Source organism: Amorphus coralli DSM 19760 (assembly GCF_000374525.1).
Taxonomy (GTDB): Bacteria; Pseudomonadota; Alphaproteobacteria; order Rhizobiales; family Amorphaceae; genus Amorphus; species Amorphus coralli.
The window spans coordinates 1-16,227 of record NZ_KB894571.1; the positions used below are offsets into that span (position 1 = coordinate 1).

At 67.8% G+C, this 16,227-nt stretch carries 14 protein-coding genes; 11 read left to right on the forward strand and 3 right to left on the reverse strand.

The annotated features are described in order from the left end of the window. Positions 1 to 95: 95 nt before the first annotated feature. The gene (locus tag C507_RS0104075; RefSeq protein WP_018698385.1) at positions 96 to 1,040 is read right to left on the reverse strand and encodes an acetamidase/formamidase family protein; all 945 of its coding nucleotides are present in this window, start codon (positions 1,038 to 1,040) and stop codon (positions 96 to 98) included. A 246-nt stretch (positions 1,041 to 1,286) separates the two neighbouring features. On the opposite strand from C507_RS0104075, the gene C507_RS0104080 reads away from it, so the two are divergent. The 8 genes from C507_RS0104080 to C507_RS0104115 all read left to right on the forward strand — a co-directional run bounded on the left by C507_RS0104080 (position 1,287) and on the right by C507_RS0104115 (position 9,221). Further along, positions 1,287 to 2,249, forward strand: a complete 963-nt coding sequence (locus C507_RS0104080) for a TAXI family TRAP transporter solute-binding subunit (RefSeq protein WP_018698386.1) — start codon at positions 1,287 to 1,289, stop codon at positions 2,247 to 2,249. A 6-nt stretch (positions 2,250 to 2,255) separates the two neighbouring features. Further along, positions 2,256 to 4,199, forward strand: a complete 1,944-nt coding sequence (locus C507_RS0104085) for a TRAP transporter permease (RefSeq protein WP_018698387.1) — start codon at positions 2,256 to 2,258, stop codon at positions 4,197 to 4,199. Further along, entirely contained in the window at positions 4,196 to 4,969 is a 774-nt protein-coding gene (locus C507_RS0104090; protein WP_156829157.1) for an IclR family transcriptional regulator, read from the forward strand. Before C507_RS0104085 ends, C507_RS0104090 begins: the two co-directional genes overlap by 4 nt. A gap of 44 nt (positions 4,970 to 5,013) precedes the next feature. Next, complete coding sequence (locus C507_RS0104095; RefSeq protein WP_018698389.1) at positions 5,014 to 6,033, forward strand: amidohydrolase family protein; 1,020 nt, start codon at positions 5,014 to 5,016, stop codon at positions 6,031 to 6,033. After that, entirely contained in the window at positions 6,030 to 7,625 is a 1,596-nt protein-coding gene (locus tag C507_RS0104100) for an FAD-dependent monooxygenase (RefSeq protein ID WP_018698390.1), read from the forward strand. The genes C507_RS0104095 and C507_RS0104100 overlap by 4 nt, the downstream gene beginning before the upstream one ends. 161 nt (positions 7,626 to 7,786) lie before the next feature. Then, the gene (locus C507_RS0104105; RefSeq protein ID WP_156829158.1) at positions 7,787 to 8,302 is read left to right on the forward strand and encodes a hypothetical protein; all 516 of its coding nucleotides are present in this window, start codon (positions 7,787 to 7,789) and stop codon (positions 8,300 to 8,302) included. Positions 8,303 to 8,421: 119 nt separating this feature from the next. Beyond that, positions 8,422 to 8,859: a hypothetical protein gene (locus tag C507_RS0104110; RefSeq protein ID WP_156829159.1), complete on the forward strand. Its 438-nt coding sequence runs from the start codon at positions 8,422 to 8,424 to the stop codon at positions 8,857 to 8,859. Positions 8,860 to 8,945: 86 nt separating this feature from the next. Continuing rightward, positions 8,946 to 9,221 carry a hypothetical protein gene (locus C507_RS0104115; RefSeq protein ID WP_018698393.1) on the forward strand — a complete coding sequence of 92 codons (276 nt, stop codon included), beginning with the start codon at positions 8,946 to 8,948 and terminating at the stop codon, positions 9,219 to 9,221. Positions 9,222 to 9,273: 52 nt separating this feature from the next. On the opposite strand, the gene C507_RS0104120 is transcribed toward C507_RS0104115, so the two are convergent. Then, the gene (locus tag C507_RS0104120) at positions 9,274 to 10,230 is read right to left on the reverse strand and encodes a hypothetical protein (protein WP_018698394.1); all 957 of its coding nucleotides are present in this window, start codon (positions 10,228 to 10,230) and stop codon (positions 9,274 to 9,276) included. Positions 10,231 to 10,607: 377 nt separating this feature from the next. Continuing rightward, positions 10,608 to 10,922 (reverse strand): hypothetical protein, encoded by a 315-nt coding sequence (locus C507_RS0104125; protein ID WP_018698395.1) that lies wholly within the window; start codon positions 10,920 to 10,922, stop codon positions 10,608 to 10,610. A gap of 287 nt (positions 10,923 to 11,209) precedes the next feature. Here C507_RS0104125 and C507_RS0104130 point away from each other — a divergent pair, with 287 nt between their 5' ends. Genes C507_RS0104130 through C507_RS0104140 form a run of 3 tightly spaced genes read left to right on the forward strand, consistent with a single transcriptional unit; the run spans position 11,210 to position 16,205 of the window. Then, positions 11,210 to 12,283 carry an HlyD family secretion protein gene (locus C507_RS0104130; RefSeq protein WP_018698396.1) on the forward strand — a complete coding sequence of 358 codons (1,074 nt, stop codon included), beginning with the start codon at positions 11,210 to 11,212 and terminating at the stop codon, positions 12,281 to 12,283. Continuing rightward, the gene (gene rbbA / locus C507_RS0104135) at positions 12,280 to 15,081 is read left to right on the forward strand and encodes a ribosome-associated ATPase/putative transporter RbbA (protein ID WP_018698397.1); all 2,802 of its coding nucleotides are present in this window, start codon (positions 12,280 to 12,282) and stop codon (positions 15,079 to 15,081) included. Before C507_RS0104130 ends, rbbA begins: the two co-directional genes overlap by 4 nt. A 2-nt stretch (positions 15,082 to 15,083) precedes the next feature. Then, the gene (locus C507_RS0104140; protein ID WP_018698398.1) at positions 15,084 to 16,205 is read left to right on the forward strand and encodes an ABC transporter permease; all 1,122 of its coding nucleotides are present in this window, start codon (positions 15,084 to 15,086) and stop codon (positions 16,203 to 16,205) included. Positions 16,206 to 16,227: the final 22 nt, after the last annotated feature.

Consider the following 16,227-nt stretch of genomic DNA (forward strand, 5'->3'; position numbering starts at 1 on the left):
TCCCGGAGCCGGTGAGCGCAAGCGAACTCGGCGTGAGGGGCATCTCTTCAACGCAAAGCCGGACGGAAAACCGGTTCCCACTTTTCCTGGCTTTGCTATCCCAACACCACCCGCGGGAAATGGAACGACACCACCCAGTTCGGCGCGTCGACGATCTCGGAAATCCGAAGGTCGCCGCAGACCGACGCCAGCATGTAGGCATCGACCGGGTCCATGCCGGTCTCCGCAGACAGCAGATCGATCATCCCGGACACCGCCGCCCGCGCACCCTCCATCAGGTCGGGGCCTATGCCGGTGGTGACTTCGTAACCCTTGGCGTCGAGGTGGCGGGTCACCGGTCCAGCCGTCGTGAAGCGCGGCATGGCGAGACGGGCGTCCTTCACCAGGTCGATGGTAAGCGCCACGTCCATCGGGCTTTCGATCGCGGTGCCGCAGACCTCGCCATCGCCCTGCGCGGCATGGGTGTCGCCCACGGACAGAAGCGCCCCGTCCACCTCGACCGGGAGATAGAGAACCGTCCCCGCCGACAGATCCCGCACGTCGAGATTGCCGCCGACTCGACGTGGCGGGATGACGGAATGAGGGCCCGGCGCCGCGGGAGAGCAACCGATGGTGCCCGCGAAGGGCTTCAGCGGAACCTTGCCGACAGCCCCGAAGGCCGCCGGCTGGCGGATTTCGCGATCATAGGACCACAGGTGCAGCGCGGGATCGGGGAACTGGTCGGCGAGAAGACCGAAGCCTGGAATGTTGGCTGTCCAGCCGAAGCCGGACGGATCAAATCCATCGATGGTGATCTTCAGCGCGTCGCCGGGTTCCGCGCCTTCCACATACACCGGGCCATTCACCGGGTTCACCCGGCCGTCGTCCATCCGCCCGAGATCGGCAACGGTGCTGGCCTTCGTGATCTGCCCGTCGGAGGCATCGATGCACTCGAAGGCCACCGTCTCTCCCGGCGCGATGCGCGCCACCGGCTCGATCGACCGGTCCCAGCCATAGTGGTTGCGGGTGCGGTGAATCGTGTGAGCGCAGTCTCGGCACATGACGAAACTCCAGGAAACTCTGGTGGCGGTTGTCGGGTCGGGACGAGCCTAGCGGACAGCGCCGCCCCCGTCGAACGCCTCCCCGCCAGCCGGCGGGATGTTCGTGAACGCCGTCAAAAACGGAGATGACAACGGCGCCGCGCTTGATAAGGTATCGGCAGAATTCTCACTTTGTAATAAAGTGACGCTGGCCGAACACACGGCTCCGCCGGCAACGACCGGCACCAACGGGAGGAAACTGACCAGATGATCAACAGGCTCATTGCGCCCGCAATCCTTGCGGCGGGACTGACAGTCGCAGGCGCGGCAAGCGCTCAGACCGTCGGCATGGCGACGTCCAATCCGGGCTCGCTCTATCACGGCATCGGCTCGGCAGTGGCGAAGGCCGCCAACGAAAGCGGGCTGAACACCACCATCCAGCCGGCCACCAGCCCGAACCAGTATCTGCCGCTGGTGAACGCCAACGAGATGGAGTTCGGCGTCTCCAACCTGGAGGAATTCCTCTACGCCTACGAGGGCTTGGAGTGGTTCAACGGACGGGCCAACCCGGAACTGCGCGTGGTCGCGCTTCTGATGCCGCTTCAGGAAGCGATCTTCGTCCGCAAGGATTCCGATATCAAGACGATCGCCGACCTCAAGGGCAAGCCGATGGTGGACGGCTACACCGCCCAGAACACCATCCTCCCGCACCTCGACGCCATGTACGCCACGGCGGGAATGACGCGAGATGACATGCAGCCGGTGCAGGTGCCCAGCGTGGTCGGCGGCGCGGACGCCTTCATGGCCGGCGATTCAGTCGGCTTCATCTTCTCGCATGGCGCCGGCAAGGTGCGCGAGGCGGATGCATCGGTGGGCGGTCTGCGCGCCCTGACGGTGCCGGACACGCCGGAAGCCCTGGCCGCGCTTCGTGAGCACTGGAAGACCGCCAGCGTCGTCACGATCGAGCCGGGTCCCGCCTATCCTGGCGTTCTGGAGACGGGGACCTACTGGGAATACCCGCAGACGATGTTCACCAATGCGTCGGTGTCCGATGACGTCGTCTACGCGATGACCAAGGCGGTCTACGAGAACCAGGAGCTGCTGGCCTCCAGCTTCCCGCCCTTCAAGAAGTTCGATCCGGCCACGCACATGGTCGGCGACGTCGCCCCGGGCCAGTATCATCCCGGAGCGATCAAGTTCTACAAGGAAGCCGGGCTCTGGAAAGAGTAGACCCGGATGACCGCATCTCTTGCTCGGGAGCCCGGATTCGGGCTCCCTTTTTCCGTCTGGCGCCCCCTCGCCACGACCCTCGCCGCCGCCATCACGCTCGTTGCCGGCGCCTGGTCGCTCGGCGTGCCGCGCATGCTCGGCACGTCCTTCTACCCCCAGCAGTTCCTGGCCATCGTGCTCGGCATCGCGCTGGCGCTCGCCTTTGTGCTCACCACCGCCGGACGTGACCGCCGCACCGGCAAGCTTCCCTGGTACGACGCGCTCGCCGCCCTGCTCGGGCTCGGAGCGAGCCTCTACGTCGCCGTCGTCTACCCGCAGGTGGTCAACCAGATCTTCTTTCGCCCGCCCGAAGCCTATGTGCCGGGCGTGATCCTCATTCTCCTCGCGCTGGAGGCCGTGCGCCGCACCACCGGCTGGGCGCTGGTCATCATCATCGTCGTCTTCCTGGCCTATGCCATGTGGGGCGATGCCATGCCGGGCCGGCTCGCGGGCCGCGCCTCCGACTGGCAGAAGCTCTCCGGCTACATGGCCTATGACGTGAACGGCATCCTGGGCATCCCGATCTCGGTGGCCGCAACCGTGGTGGTTGCCTTCATCTTCTTCGGCAGCCTGCTCAACGTGACCGGCGGCTCGCGCTTCTTCACCGACGGCGCGCTTCTTTCCATGGGGCGGCTGCGCGGCGGCCCGATGAAGATCGCGGTGGCCGCCTCCGCCCTGTTCGGATCGATCTCCGGGGCGGCGGTGGCCAATGTCGTTGCGACCGGCGTCGTCACCATCCCGATGATCAAGCGCAGCGGCTATCCGAGCCACAAGGCCGCTGCCATCGAATCGGTCGCCTCCACCGGCGGCCAGCTGATGCCGCCTGTGATGGGCGCCGCCGCCTTCCTGATGGCGGAGTTCCTGCAGCTTCCCTATTCCGACATCGTCCTGGCGGCGCTGATCCCGGCGCTGCTCTACTACGGCGCCCTGTTCGTCCAGGCCGACCTGGAGGCCGCGCGCCTCGGCATCGCCGCGGCCCCCGAAGACGAAATGCCGAAGAAGCGCACGGTGCTCGGCGGGCTCCACTTCGTTCTCGCCTTCGCGCTTCTGATCTACGCGCTGTTCGGCATGAACTGGCAGCCGGAGCGCGCGGCGATCCTGGCCTCGGCCGCCGTCGTCATCACGGCGCTCGTCTTCGGCTACGACGGCACGCGGGCCGGGATCGGAGCCATTGCCCGGGCCTTGGTGACCACCGGCGAAGGCGTCGTGGAGATCATCGTGATCTCTGCGGCCGCCGGCATCGTCATCGGCGTCCTCAACATCTCCGGGCTCTCCTTCAACCTCACCTACGCGCTGGTCCAGATCGGCGGCGGCAGCGCGATCCTGCTGCTCGTCCTGTCGGCCCTCATCTGCATCGTGCTGGGCATGGGGCTGCCGACGCTCGGGGTCTACGTGCTGCTGGCCGCGCTCGTCGCCCCGGCGCTGGTGGAGGTGGGCATCGAGCCGGTCGCGGCGCACATGTTCGTCCTCTACTTCGGCATGATGTCGATGATCACCCCGCCGATCGCGCTGGCCGCCTTCGCGGCTGCCTCGATCGCGCAGGCCGATCCGATGAAGACGGGCATGGCAGCGGTAAAATTCGGCTGGGCGGCCTACGTGGTGCCGTTCCTGTTCGTCTTCTCGCCCGCGCTGATCCTGATCGGCAACCCGGCCCAGGTGGCACTGGCCATCGTCACGGCGGCGCTCGGCGTATGGCTCGTGTCGGCGGCGCTGGCCGGCTACTTCATGGCCCGGCTGTCGCCGGTCATGCGGGGGCTGTTCGCCCTGTTCGGGCTGATGGCTCTGGTGCCGGCCGGGGCCTTCGACGGCGCGCTCTACACCGACATGGCCGGGGTCGCCGGCGGCTTGGCCGTCATGCTCTACACGCTTTACGGCGCCCCGCGGCGCGGCGCATCCGGGGCGGCAAAGTGAGCGATAGCAGCAGCCTGGAGCGGATGCTGGCCATCCTCGGCCTCTTCGACGAGGCCCGGCCGGAATGGACCCCGGCGGAGCTTGCCGTGCAGCTCGGCACCAGCCGGCCAACGCTCTACCGCTACCTGAAGATGCTGAAGGGCGCCGGCCTGGTGGCGAGCGTCGACCAGGCCACCTACACGGTCGGACCGCGGGTGGTGGAGCTCGACTATCTGCTCAGGCGGGCCGATCCGCTGGTGCCGGATTCCGAAGAGGAGATCGAGGCGGTGGCCGCCCGCTATCCCGGCACCGCCTTCGTTTCGCGCTGGTACCGCGACCGGGTTCTCTGCATCACCTCGGCCAGTTCCGCCGCCGACGTCGTGTCCCGCTTTCCCCGTGGCAAGCCGATGCCGGTGGGCCGCGGTGCCACATCGCACGCCATCGTCGCCTACATGCCGCGCCGCCAGCTCCTGCCGCTGGTGGAGGCCCGCCTCGACGACTACCGCGACATCGGCTTCGGCAGCGATCCCGACGCGATCCTCAGCCGGTACCGGCAGGTGCGGCGCGATGGCTACATCGCCTCGCGCGGCGAGGTGCAGCCCGGCGTCGTCGGCACCGCCGCGCCAATCTTCGGGGCGGGACCGGTCCCGGTCGGCAGCCTCTGCCTGACAATGGCCGAGCGCGAGTTCGCCCGGCTGGATCCGGCTGCCATCGCCCGGGAGGTCATGGCCTCGGCGGCCCGCATCGGCGATCGCCTCGCCTCCCGCCGCCGGCTCGAAGCAGCCGAGTGACGGACCGAACAAGACTGATCTGAGTGAATGAAAGGACCTTCGTCGTGCAGAAGATCGACGTCTTCAATCACATCTGGCCGAAGCCCTACTTCGATGCCCTGATCGCCGCAACGGGCGAGATGCAGGCGATCACCGCCCGCTCGGGACGGGTGCCGATGATGACCAACCTCGACCGCCGGTTCGAGGTGATGGACATGTTCGGCGAGGACTACCGCCAGATCCTCTCCCTGGCCGCGCCCGCTCCGGAGGCGATCGCCGATCCCGCGAAGGCGCTGGAGCTCACCAAGATCGGCTCCGATTCCATGGCCGAGCTCTGCCAGGAGCATCCCGACCGCTTCCCCGGCTTCATCGGCACCGCTTCGCTGACCAGCGGTGACGCCTGCGTCGCGGAGTGCCGCCGGGCGGTGGAGGAGCTCGGCGCCGTCGGCATGCAGATCTACACCAACGTCAACGGGATGCCGCTCGACAGGCCCGAATTCGAGCCCTTCTTCGCCTACATGGCCGAGGTCGGAAAACCGGTTTGGATGCACCCGCTGCGGGCGCAGAATTTCCCGGACTACCTCACCGAGGACCGCTCGGAGTACGAAATCTGGTGGACCTTCGGCTGGCCTTACGAGACCAGCGCCGCCATGGCCCGCATGGTCTTTTCCGGCCTGTTCGACCGCTGCCCGGGCCTTAAGATCATCACCCACCACGCCGGCGGCATGGTGCCCTTCTTCGAGGGCCGCGTCGGGCCGGGGTGGGACCAGATGGGCAAGCGCACGACCGACCGCGACCTGGGCGCCACCCTCAAGGGGCTTAAGCGGCCGCATCTCGATTATTTCCGCGACTTCTACGCCGACACCGCCACGTTCGGCTCCAAGAAGGCCATCGAGCACGCGGCGGAGTTCTTCGGCGAGGAGCACGTGCTGTTCGCGTCCGACGCCCCGTTCGATCCGGAGGGCGGACCGACCTACATCCGCGAGACGATCCGGATCATCGACAGCCTCGAGGACGAAGCGCTGAAACGGAAGATCTATCAGGACAACGCCGTGGCACTCCTCGGCCTGGAGGTACCGGCGTGAACGGACAGGCATTTGACGCCGACGTCATCATTTCCGGCGGCGGCCCGGTCGGGATGGGGCTCGCCATCGAGCTCGGCCAGCGCGGGATTTCCGTTATCGTGGTGGAGCGCTATCCAGAGCTTCAGCCGGTGCCGAAAGGGCAGAACCTCACCCAGCGGACGATGGAGCACTTCCAGGCCTGGGGGATCGAGGAGGCGGTGCGCAACGCCCGGACCGTCCGCTCCGACTACGGCATCGGCGGGCTGACCACCTACCGCACGCTGCTCTCCGACTACACCCACGACTGGCTGCAGCGCGAACTGGTACGGCCCTACTATGCCGCCGACAACGAGCGGCTGCCGCAGTACCAGACCGAGGCCGTGATGCGCACGCGCGTGGCGGAGCTGCCCTCTGTCGAGGTGCTCTACGGCTGGCAGGTCGAAGACGTCAGCCAGGACGCAGACGGTGTGGAACTGGCGATCGCCGAGCGCAAGGGCGAGGGCCGCCGGACGGTCCGCGCGCGTTACGCGGTCGGCTGCGACGGATCGCGGTCGATACTGCGCGACAAGGGCGGACTGACCCAGACGCGCACCGATCACGACCGGCTGATGGTGCTCTTGGTGTTCCGCTCCACCGAGCTCCACGAGCTTCTGGAGCGCTACCCCGGCAAGTCCTTCTACAACGTGCTGCATCCCCACCAGAAGGGCTACTGGCTGTTCTTCGGCCGGGTGGACCTCGGCACCACCTGGTTCTTCCACGCCCCCGTGCCCGCCGACACGACGAAGGACAATTTCGACTTCGTCGCCTACCTGCACGAGGCCGCCGGCGCCGAGTTCGCCGTGGAACTCGACCATATCGGCTTCTGGGACCTGCGTTTCGCCATCGCAGACCGGTATCGCAACGGCCGCATCTTCATTGCCGGCGACGCCGCACACAGCCACCCGCCCTATGGCGGCTACGGCGTGAACTCCGGCCTCGAGGACGCGCGCAATCTCGGCTGGAAGCTGGCGGCCCGGCTGGAAGGCTGGGGCGGCGAGGCCCTGCTGGACTCCTATGACGCGGAGCGCCAACCGGTTTTCGCCTCCACCGCCGGCGATTTCATCGAGAAGGCGATCTACACCGACCGGGAGTTCCTGGAAACCTACGATCCGGCGGTGGATCGCGAGGCCTTCGAGCGGGAGTGGGCCGAGCGCGGCTCCGGCGCCAAGGGCGAGGTCGCGGCGTTCGAGCCCCACTATGGTGCCTCGCCGGTGGTGCGCGGCGCAGGCGATGACGATACCAGCGCCGTGGGCCAGCACACCTTCACCGCACGACCGGGGCACCATCTGGCGCCGGCGTCCCTCGCCTCGGGACAGAATGCCATCGGGGCGCTCGGGAGCGGCTTCACCTTGCTGGCGCTCGGCGCGGACGAAGCCGATGTGACCGCCTTTATGACCGCCGCGAAGGATGCCGGCGCACCGCTGACCATCGTCCGCGACAGCGGCGGCGATGCGCTGGAGCGCTATGCCGCCAGGCTGGTGCTGGTGCGGCCCGACCAGTTCGTGGCCTGGGCCGGGGACAGTTGCGGCGCGGAGGCGACCGCCATCCTGGCCACCGCGCGCGGCAAGGCCTGATCGACCGGCAGCGGGCGGCGCTGTCTCACCGCCGCCCGCTTGCCGCCACGAAATCTCCCCATGCGCCAGCCGAGGAAAGGCGAACCCGAAGGCCCGAGGAGCGTTTTGCAGCAACGCCATGCGACCCGCAGACCGTTCTGCAACCCCAGCCGGAGGTTCGAATGCCCGAACGCACTTTTCCCTCTCGCGCAGCATCGGCCGTGAGCCTCGCCCTCGCCGGAACGATGGTTATGACCCTGCCTGCGGCGGCTGCCGGCTGGGAGCGCAGCCAGGAGGCCGGCGTGACCACTGCCAGCGCTCGCAACGATGCCGGCGCCGAAATCCGCTTCCAGTGCGGCGACCCTTCAGCAGCCGAGGCCAACCCCGACATCCGCCGCGGCCCTTTCATGCGCGTCGACCTTCCCCGGGACGCCGGCTCGATCGAGGACGGCATCCGCGAAATCGAGATCGTGGTGGACGGTCAGGTCTTCCTGGTGCCCGTTGTGTTCGTCAGGGACGCAGACACGCCGCGCGCCGAATGGGAACCCTCGGACGACTGGACGGCCTCCCAGATGGAGACGCTCGTCGATGCCATGCAGATCGGCGACGAGATCGTCTTCGACGAGACGGGCGCCAACATGGCCTTCGCCCTGGAAGGGGCGGAAGGCGCCCTGGAGGACATTTTCGCCTGCGATTGATGCCGATTCGGGCGCTTCCGGCTCAGAAAACCGCACGAATTGCGCCAGTTCCGTCTTGCCGCCCGCCCCGCGCCCGACGTAGGTTCCCGTCGCTGACGAACGGCTGAGGGATGCGGACGATGAACTGGACGAGGCTTGGCGACAGAATGGCGGGACGGGCCGGCGCATGGGCAAGCGCAGTGGTTGCCGTGCTTGCGTTCGCGATGCCGCAGCCGCTCCAGTCCCAGGAACCGACCGAAGCCGGATCGGGCACCACCCTTTATGCGGTGGGCGCCACCGGCGTCGAATGCGCCAAGGCACCGTGCCCGGTGCGCGGCATCTGGATCGCTGAAATCCCGAAGGGCTCGCTCGCCGAGATCCGCAAGGCGCTCCATTTCGCCGACCATGACGGCACCGTCGGCCTGCCGAACCTCCGCGGACCGTCGGATCACCGCAAGGCCGTGCAGGAGGCGTGGAACGCCGACGAATGTCTGATCGTCGAGGGCGACTTCGGCCCCGACGAGAAGACCGGCATTCCTAGGCTGCGCATCGACCGTATCGTCGGCCCCTGCGAATGACCGAACCTGCGACCGGGCAGCCACGCCCGGGCGCCTTGCACCCAAATGACCCGGACCGCAAACGCCGGCGCCTCTTCCGGGGCGCGATGATCGTTCACTGCGCGCTCCTCGTGTGGTGGCCCTTCTCCATGCAGGTTGCAGCCCGCGAGCCCGGCGTCTTCCCCGAGACGATCCAGGCCTACCTTCTGGCGAGCACGCTGCTCTATCCGGTGTTCGTCGCCGCGGCCTTCTACTTCGCCCGCAAGGGCCTGCGGTCTCCCGCGATGCGGCCGTTCCTGCCGCTGGGGCTCGCCCTGCCCTTTGCTTCCGGCACCTGGTGGATGCTCGCCGTGCTGATCGTGTCCGTGCTGACGGGCCGTTAGAGACCGGTCCGCTTCGGCCGCCCCGGTTGCGGCATGGACTCGCTTCCCTGACCTAGGGTCGCGGGATCGTTGCCCGATCGCGCTCGGGCAGCATGAAGCGTTCAATGACGATTCCGGCCTCGTCCGGTGCATTTCGGGCCAGGAAAACGGCCTGTTCATCCCGCGACCAGACGATCTTTGGCTCGATCCGGTGGCCGGGATCTGTGGCGATCTCGGCGACGATCCGGCGCGTCGCGACATCCCAGATCAAAATAAGGGCGCCCGTGCCCAGCTCCGCCGGCGGATCGGCGTAAACCGCAGCCACGAAGCGCCCGCTTGGCGAGGGCGCCAGCGCAAAGGACTGCTCGTCGAGGGGAAACTGGTTTGCCGGGTTGAACCGGATCACGGCGCCGGCCCCGCCGGTGTCACGCACGATGACTGTGCCAGACTCGGGATCGGCTTCGGCAACAAGCGCCGTGCCGGGCACCGCGACGGCTGCGAACCCGGCCTCGCCGGCCGCCGGCTCACCGTCGAAGCGGAAGCGGTCGACATCGGCCGGCGCGATGGGCCGGAGCGTGGCGCCGTCCGCGGCACGGATGATGAGGCCGTGCGCTCCGTCCTGTGCGCAGGCGATGCCTGCCGGACAGAAGAGGGCGATCTCCGCTCCATCGGCGTTCGCTCGCATCCGGTCGGGCGCCGGATCCATCGGCAGGACACGGCGGGCCACTTGCTGCCCGGTCCAGCCGTCGAAGCGCACGAAGACCGCGCGCCCCTGCGCGTCCGCCTGCGTGCCGACGATGGCGAGACCGCCATCGGGCGGCCCGGCCATGGTGGTTTCGGGCAGGGCTTCCAGGTCGACAAGCGTGTAGGAGGCGGCGCAGCCACTCGCCCCACCAAGCCGGTCGGCAAGGCTGCAGGTCGGCGCCATGTCGCGCGCTTCCCAGAGCGCAGCTCCGGCGCCCACCACAAGCAGGAGCAAGAGAAGGAACAGCTTTCGGCCGCGCAGGAGACCGGTTGCGGATGCGCTCATCGCTTGCCCCCGCGCCACGCCCCGACGCGTCTCCGCGAGGGGCCGTCCATCCGGCCTGGTTTGCCGGAAGGGGGTCTTCGCCGCACTGTCATCGATCCTCCGTCGCCTTCGTGGCGCCCAGCGCCGCTCCCCACCACGGCCACCGGGGGGAAGCCGGCAGCCCATGCCCGTCAGGACGGGAGAAACCATCGCAACTCAATGCGGCAGAGATGGGAATGACTGCAAGGGGCAGCGGAGAGCGAGGGAGAACCGTTGAAACCGGTCTCCTCCCATGCGGGCTCTCGGAGATCGGGTTACAGGCAGCGTGTTCGCGGAGTTGAAGGCGGCCGGCACGACCACTGTGGCCGCGCCGGTCGATTGCCGATCGGTTGCGGTGCTCAGTTGGTGGAGCGCTGCTGACCCTGCGCCTGGGCGCGCTGCAGCACATCGTTCTGCGCCATGACCAGCGATTCGAGGCACTGCTGCTCCTGGCCGGAGCTCTTGGCCTCGCGGGCCTCGTTCAGGTGCGACTTGGCCGTCGCGGTGTCGAGACCGGCCGTATCGGCCTGGCCGATCAGGTTGGCGATCTGCGGCAGAGCCTCCTGGCAGGTCGGCACCTGGCGCTGCGCTTCACCCTGCTGCGTGGCCGTCTGGGCGAAAACGACCGACGTCGACATCGCGAGGGCGGCAGCGGACGCGAGCAAAGCTTTCATGAAAACCTCCAGAGAATTCGTCAATGATCCGAATGCGTTTCGGTAAGGCGAGGCCTAGGGGCGAAATCCGACACGAATTTGCAGTGAAAATGATCATTTGGTGCGCGGCTGCCGCTTTCCGGGCACATCGGCGACCGCCCCGAGACGCCCCCCGCCGCCCCTTTGATCAGGCGCAAGGCGGCACCGCCGGCAGCCGACCAGAGTGAGCCGAACGGAGCCATGGGCGGCGCCTGCCAGCCAGGCGGGCCGCAAGGCTTCGTGCTCGCAGCGAAGGACCTCAACCGCCCATGCCGCATCCCGTGCGCATCTGGTCCATCCGCATCACCCTCGTCGCGGCCCTCGCGGTTGCAGCCTATCTCGCCTGGCAGTCGGTGCGCCCCGATCCCCTGCCGCCGGGCATTGCCGCGAGCAACGGGCGCATCGAGGCCGTCTCCGTCGACATCGCCAGCAAGGTGGCCGGACGGATCGATCGCATCGTCGTCGATGAAGGTGACTTTGTCCGCGAAGGTCGCCTCGTGGCCCGAATGGACATTTCCACCCTCCGCGCGGAGCTTCGCGAGGCGCAGGCGGAGTTGCGCAGGGCAACCATCGGCATCGACACGGCCAAGGAACTGGTCAAGCAACGCACCGCCGAGAAGGAAGCCGCCATCGCGGTTGTTGCCCAGCGCGAGGCCGAGCGCGACGCCGCGCAGAAGCGCCACGACCGGACCCGGCGCCTGACTGAACGGGGCACCACCTCGCAGCAGGCTCTGGATGATGATCTCGCCGTCTACGAGGGCGCCAAGGCTGCCCTCGCCGCCGCCCGCGCCCAGGTGGCGGCGTCCGATGCCGCGATCTCCCAGGCACGGTCGCAGGCAGTGTCGGCGGAAGCCGCTGTCGAGGCCATCAACGCCCAGATCGAGCGCGTCAACGCGGAAATCGCCGATTCGACGCTTCGCGCGCCACGCTCGGGCCGCATCCAGTACCGGGTCGCCCAGCCCGGCGAGGTGATCGCCGCCGGCGGCACCGTGGTCAACATGGTCGACCTGACCGACGTCTACATGACCTTCTTCCTGCCCACCGAGGACGCCGGGCGGCTGGCCCTCGGCTCGGAGGCGCGGCTGATCTTCGATGCGGCCCCCGGCTATGTCGTGCCGGCCCGCATCTCCTTCGTCGCCGACGTCGCCCAGTTCACGCCCAAGACGGTGGAGACGGCCGAGGAACGCCTGAAGCTCATGTTCCGGGTGAAGGCGCAGATCGCGCCGGACCTGCTCAACCGGTATCTGGAGATGGTCAAGACCGGCGTCCCCGGCGTCGCCTATGTGAAGGTCGATCCCGCCGCGGAGTGGCCGGACACCCTCCAGGTCAAGCTGCCGGAATGAGCGCCCCGACACCGGGCCGCGGCGTCCGTGGCCGCGACGATGGTGCGCTCTCCGGCGGGTCTGTCGTGGTGCGATTAGCCGACGTCTCCCTGCGCTACGGCAGGACGCTGGCCGTCGACGCGGTCAGCCTCGACGTTCCGGCGGGGCTCATGGTCGGCCTGATCGGGCCGGACGGGGTCGGAAAGTCGAGCCTCCTCTCGCTGATCGCCGGAGCCCGCGCGATCCAGCAAGGAGAGGTCATCGCGCTCGGTGCCGACATGGGCCGGCGGTCGAGCCGCGAACGGGTGATGCCCCGCATCGCCTACATGCCCCAGGGCCTCGGCAAGAACCTCTATCCCACGCTGTCCGTACGAGAGAACCTGGAGTTTTTCGGCCGCCTGTTCGGACACGGGCGGGCCGAGCGCGACCGGCGCATTGCCGACCTGACGCGGGCGACCGGGCTTGCCCCGTTCGTGGACCGGCCGGCGGGAAAGCTGTCGGGCGGCATGAAGCAGAAGCTCGGCCTGTGCTGCGCCCTCATCCACGATCCGGACCTCTTGATCCTCGACGAGCCGACCACCGGCGTCGACCCGCTGTCGCGCCGCCAGTTCTGGGACCTGATCGCCCGCCTGCGGATCGAACGGCCGGAGATGAGCGTGATCGTGGCCACCGCCTACATGGACGAGGCGGCAACCTTCGACTGGCTGGTCGCCATGCACGCCGGGAGGGTGCTCGCAACCGGAACGCCCACCGCGCTACTCGAGCGCACCCGTGCGCCGACCCTGGAGCGCGCCTTTATCGCGCTCCTTCCGGACGCGGTGCAGGCGGCGCATCGCGAGGTGATCATTCCTCCGCGCAACGACGGCGACGGGCTCGCGATCGAAGCGGAAGGGCTCACCAAGCGGTTCGGGGCCTTCACCGCGGTCGACCATGTCAGCCTGGCCATCGAGCGCGGCGAGATCTTCGGCTTTCTCGGCTCCAACGGCTGCGGCAAGACCACCACCATGAAGATGCTGACCGGGTTGCTGCCACCCAGCGAAGGCTGGGCGCGGCTGTTCGGCCAGGAGATCGATCCGCACAACCTCGCGACCCGCCGGCGCGTCGGCTATATGTCGCAGGCCTTCTCGCTCTACACCGAGCTGACCGTGCGCCAGAACCTGGAGCTGCACGCCAGGCTTTACGCCGTTCCGGAGCGCGAGATCGGCGGCCGTGTCGCGGAGATGCTCGACCGCTTCGACCTCGGCGACACGTCGGACGCCCTGCCGGAAGCGCTTCCGTTGGGCCACCGCCAGCGCCTGTCGCTCGCGGTCGCCATGATCCACAAGCCGGAGATGCTGATCCTCGACGAGCCGACGTCCGGCGTGGATCCCATTGCCCGCGACGGCTTCTGGCAGCTTCTTGCCGACCTTTCGCGCACCGACCGGGTGACGATCTTCATCTCCACCCACTTCATGAACGAGGCAGAGCGTTGCGACCGGATCTCGCTCATGCACGCCGGCCGCGTCCTGGTGTCCGACGCTCCGGACGCCATCGTGGAAGCGCGCGGCGCGGCGAGCCTCGAGGACGCCTTCATCGCCTATCTCGAAGAGGCGGTGGCCGAGGGCGCGGTCGAGGAAGCCGCGGCAGAGGCCCCCGGCGCGCTCGAAGACGCCGCACACGAGCCTGTGGCGGCATCAGCCGGGTGGCGCCGCATCTTCGATCCCCGCCGCATGCTGAGCTATTCCCGGCGCGAAGCCTTGGAGCTCAGGCGCGATCCCGTCCGCCTGACGCTTGCCCTTCTCGGCAGCCTGATCCTGCTGTTCGTGATGGGTTACGGCATCAGCCTCGACGTGGAGGATCTCACCGTAGCGGTGCTCGACCGTGACGACACCACCCTCAGCCGGGACTATGCCCAGAATGTCACCGGCTCGCGCTACTTCGTCGAGACACCGGCGCTGACCAGCTATGCCGAACTCGACCGGCGGATGCGCGAGGGCGAGCTTTCCGTCGCCATCGAGCTTCCGCCCGGCTTCGCCCGGGATCTCTCCCGCGGGCGCCCGGTTGAGGTCGGTGCCTGGATCGACGGAGCGATGCCGACCCGGGCGGAGACGGTACTCAGCTATGTCGGTGGAATGCACGCGACGTGGCTGACCCGCAAGGCCGCGGAGATCGGCCAGTCCGGCGCCCTCGCCGCGCCCGCCAGCGTCGAGACCCGCTTCCGCTACAACCCGGACGTGAAAAGCCTGGTCGCCATGGTCCCCGCCGTGATCGCGATCCTCTTGATGATGATCCCGGCGATGCTGGCCGCCTTGAGCGTGGTGCGCGAGAAAGAACTCGGCTCCATCGTCAATTTCTACGTAACCCCGACGACGCGCTTCGAGTTCCTGCTCGGCAAGCAGATCCCCTACGTGGCGATCTCCATGCTGAGCTTCGTCATCCTGGTGATCGCCGCAGTCACGGTTTTCGAGGTCCCGCTCAAGGGCAGCATCCCGGCGCTGTTCGCCGGCGCGCTCGTCTACTGCTTCGCCGCGACGGGCATCGGCCTCGTCATCTCCACCTTCACCCGCAGCCAGATCGCGGCAATCTTCGGCTCTGCCATCCTGACCACCCTGCCGGCGATCAGCTTCTCGGGCCTGATCGACCCGGTCTCCTCGCTGCAGGGTTTCGGCCGCGTTGTCGGCGAGATCTATCCGACGACCTACTTCCTGACGATCTCGCGCGGCACCTTCTCCAAGGCCCTCGGCTTCGCGGACCTGGGCGCCTCCTTCCTGGCCCTCACTATCGCCGTGCCCGTCCTTCTGGTCATTACGGCAGCTCTTCTGAAGAAGCAGGAGCGCTGACCATGCGGCTCGCAAACGTGCTCCATCTCGGCATCAAGGAGCTGCGCTCGCTGGGCCGCGACCGGACGATGGTGATCCTCATCGTCTACGCCTTTACGCTGGCCATCTACGCCGCCGCGAGCGCGGAGCCGGAGAGCCTCAACCGTGCCCCCATCGCCATCGTCGACGAGGACCGGTCGGCCCTGTCCCAGCGGATCGTCGACGCTTTCTATCCCCCCTACTTCGTGCCGCCGAAGCTGATCGACCAGAACGCGATGGATGCGCGCATGGACGCCGGCCTCGACACCTTCGCCCTCGACATACCGCCGGACTTCCAGAGCGACGTGCTTGCCGGCCGGCAGCCCGCCATTCAGCTCAATGTCGACGCCACGCGCATGAGCCAGGCCTTCACCGGGTCCAGCTACATCAACGAGATCGTGACGGAAGAGGTGGCGGAGTTCGTGAACCACCACCGCAATGGCACCGACATTCCGGTCGAGCTGGTCAGCCGCATCCGCTTCAATCCGGAGCTGGAGAAGGCTTGGTTCGGCTCGGTCATGGAGCTCATCAACAACGTCACCCTGCTCGCCATCGTGCTGACCGGCGCGGCCCTCATCCGCGAGCGCGAGCACGGCACCATCGAGCATCTACTGGTGATGCCGGTGACGCCGGCGGAGATCATGACGTCGAAGATCTGGGCGATGGGGCTCGTCGTGCTGGTGGCCACCACCTTCACGCTGTTCGTAATTGTCCGCGGACTGCTTCAGGTGCCGCTCAGCGGATCGATTCCGCTCTTTCTGGGCGGCGCGGCGCTCGACATCGTCGCCACGACGGCGCTCGGCATCCTGCTCGGGACGGTGGCGCGCTCCATGCCCCAGTTCGGGCTTCTGTTCGTGCTGGTTCTTCTGCCGCTTCAGATGCTCTCCGGCGCGAGTACCCCGTATGAGAGCATGCCCCAGCTCGTTCAGCTGGTGATGCTGGCAGCGCCCAACACCCATTTCGTGATGCTGGCGCAGGCGGTCCTGTTCCGCGACGCCGGCATCGGCGTGGTCTGGCCGCAGCTTGTCGCCATGACCGTCATTGGCGCCGTCCTGTTCGCCCTCGCCCTGTCGCGCTTCCGCAAGAGCATCGGCACGATGGCCTGAACAAGGGCCTCGTCTGCGGCGC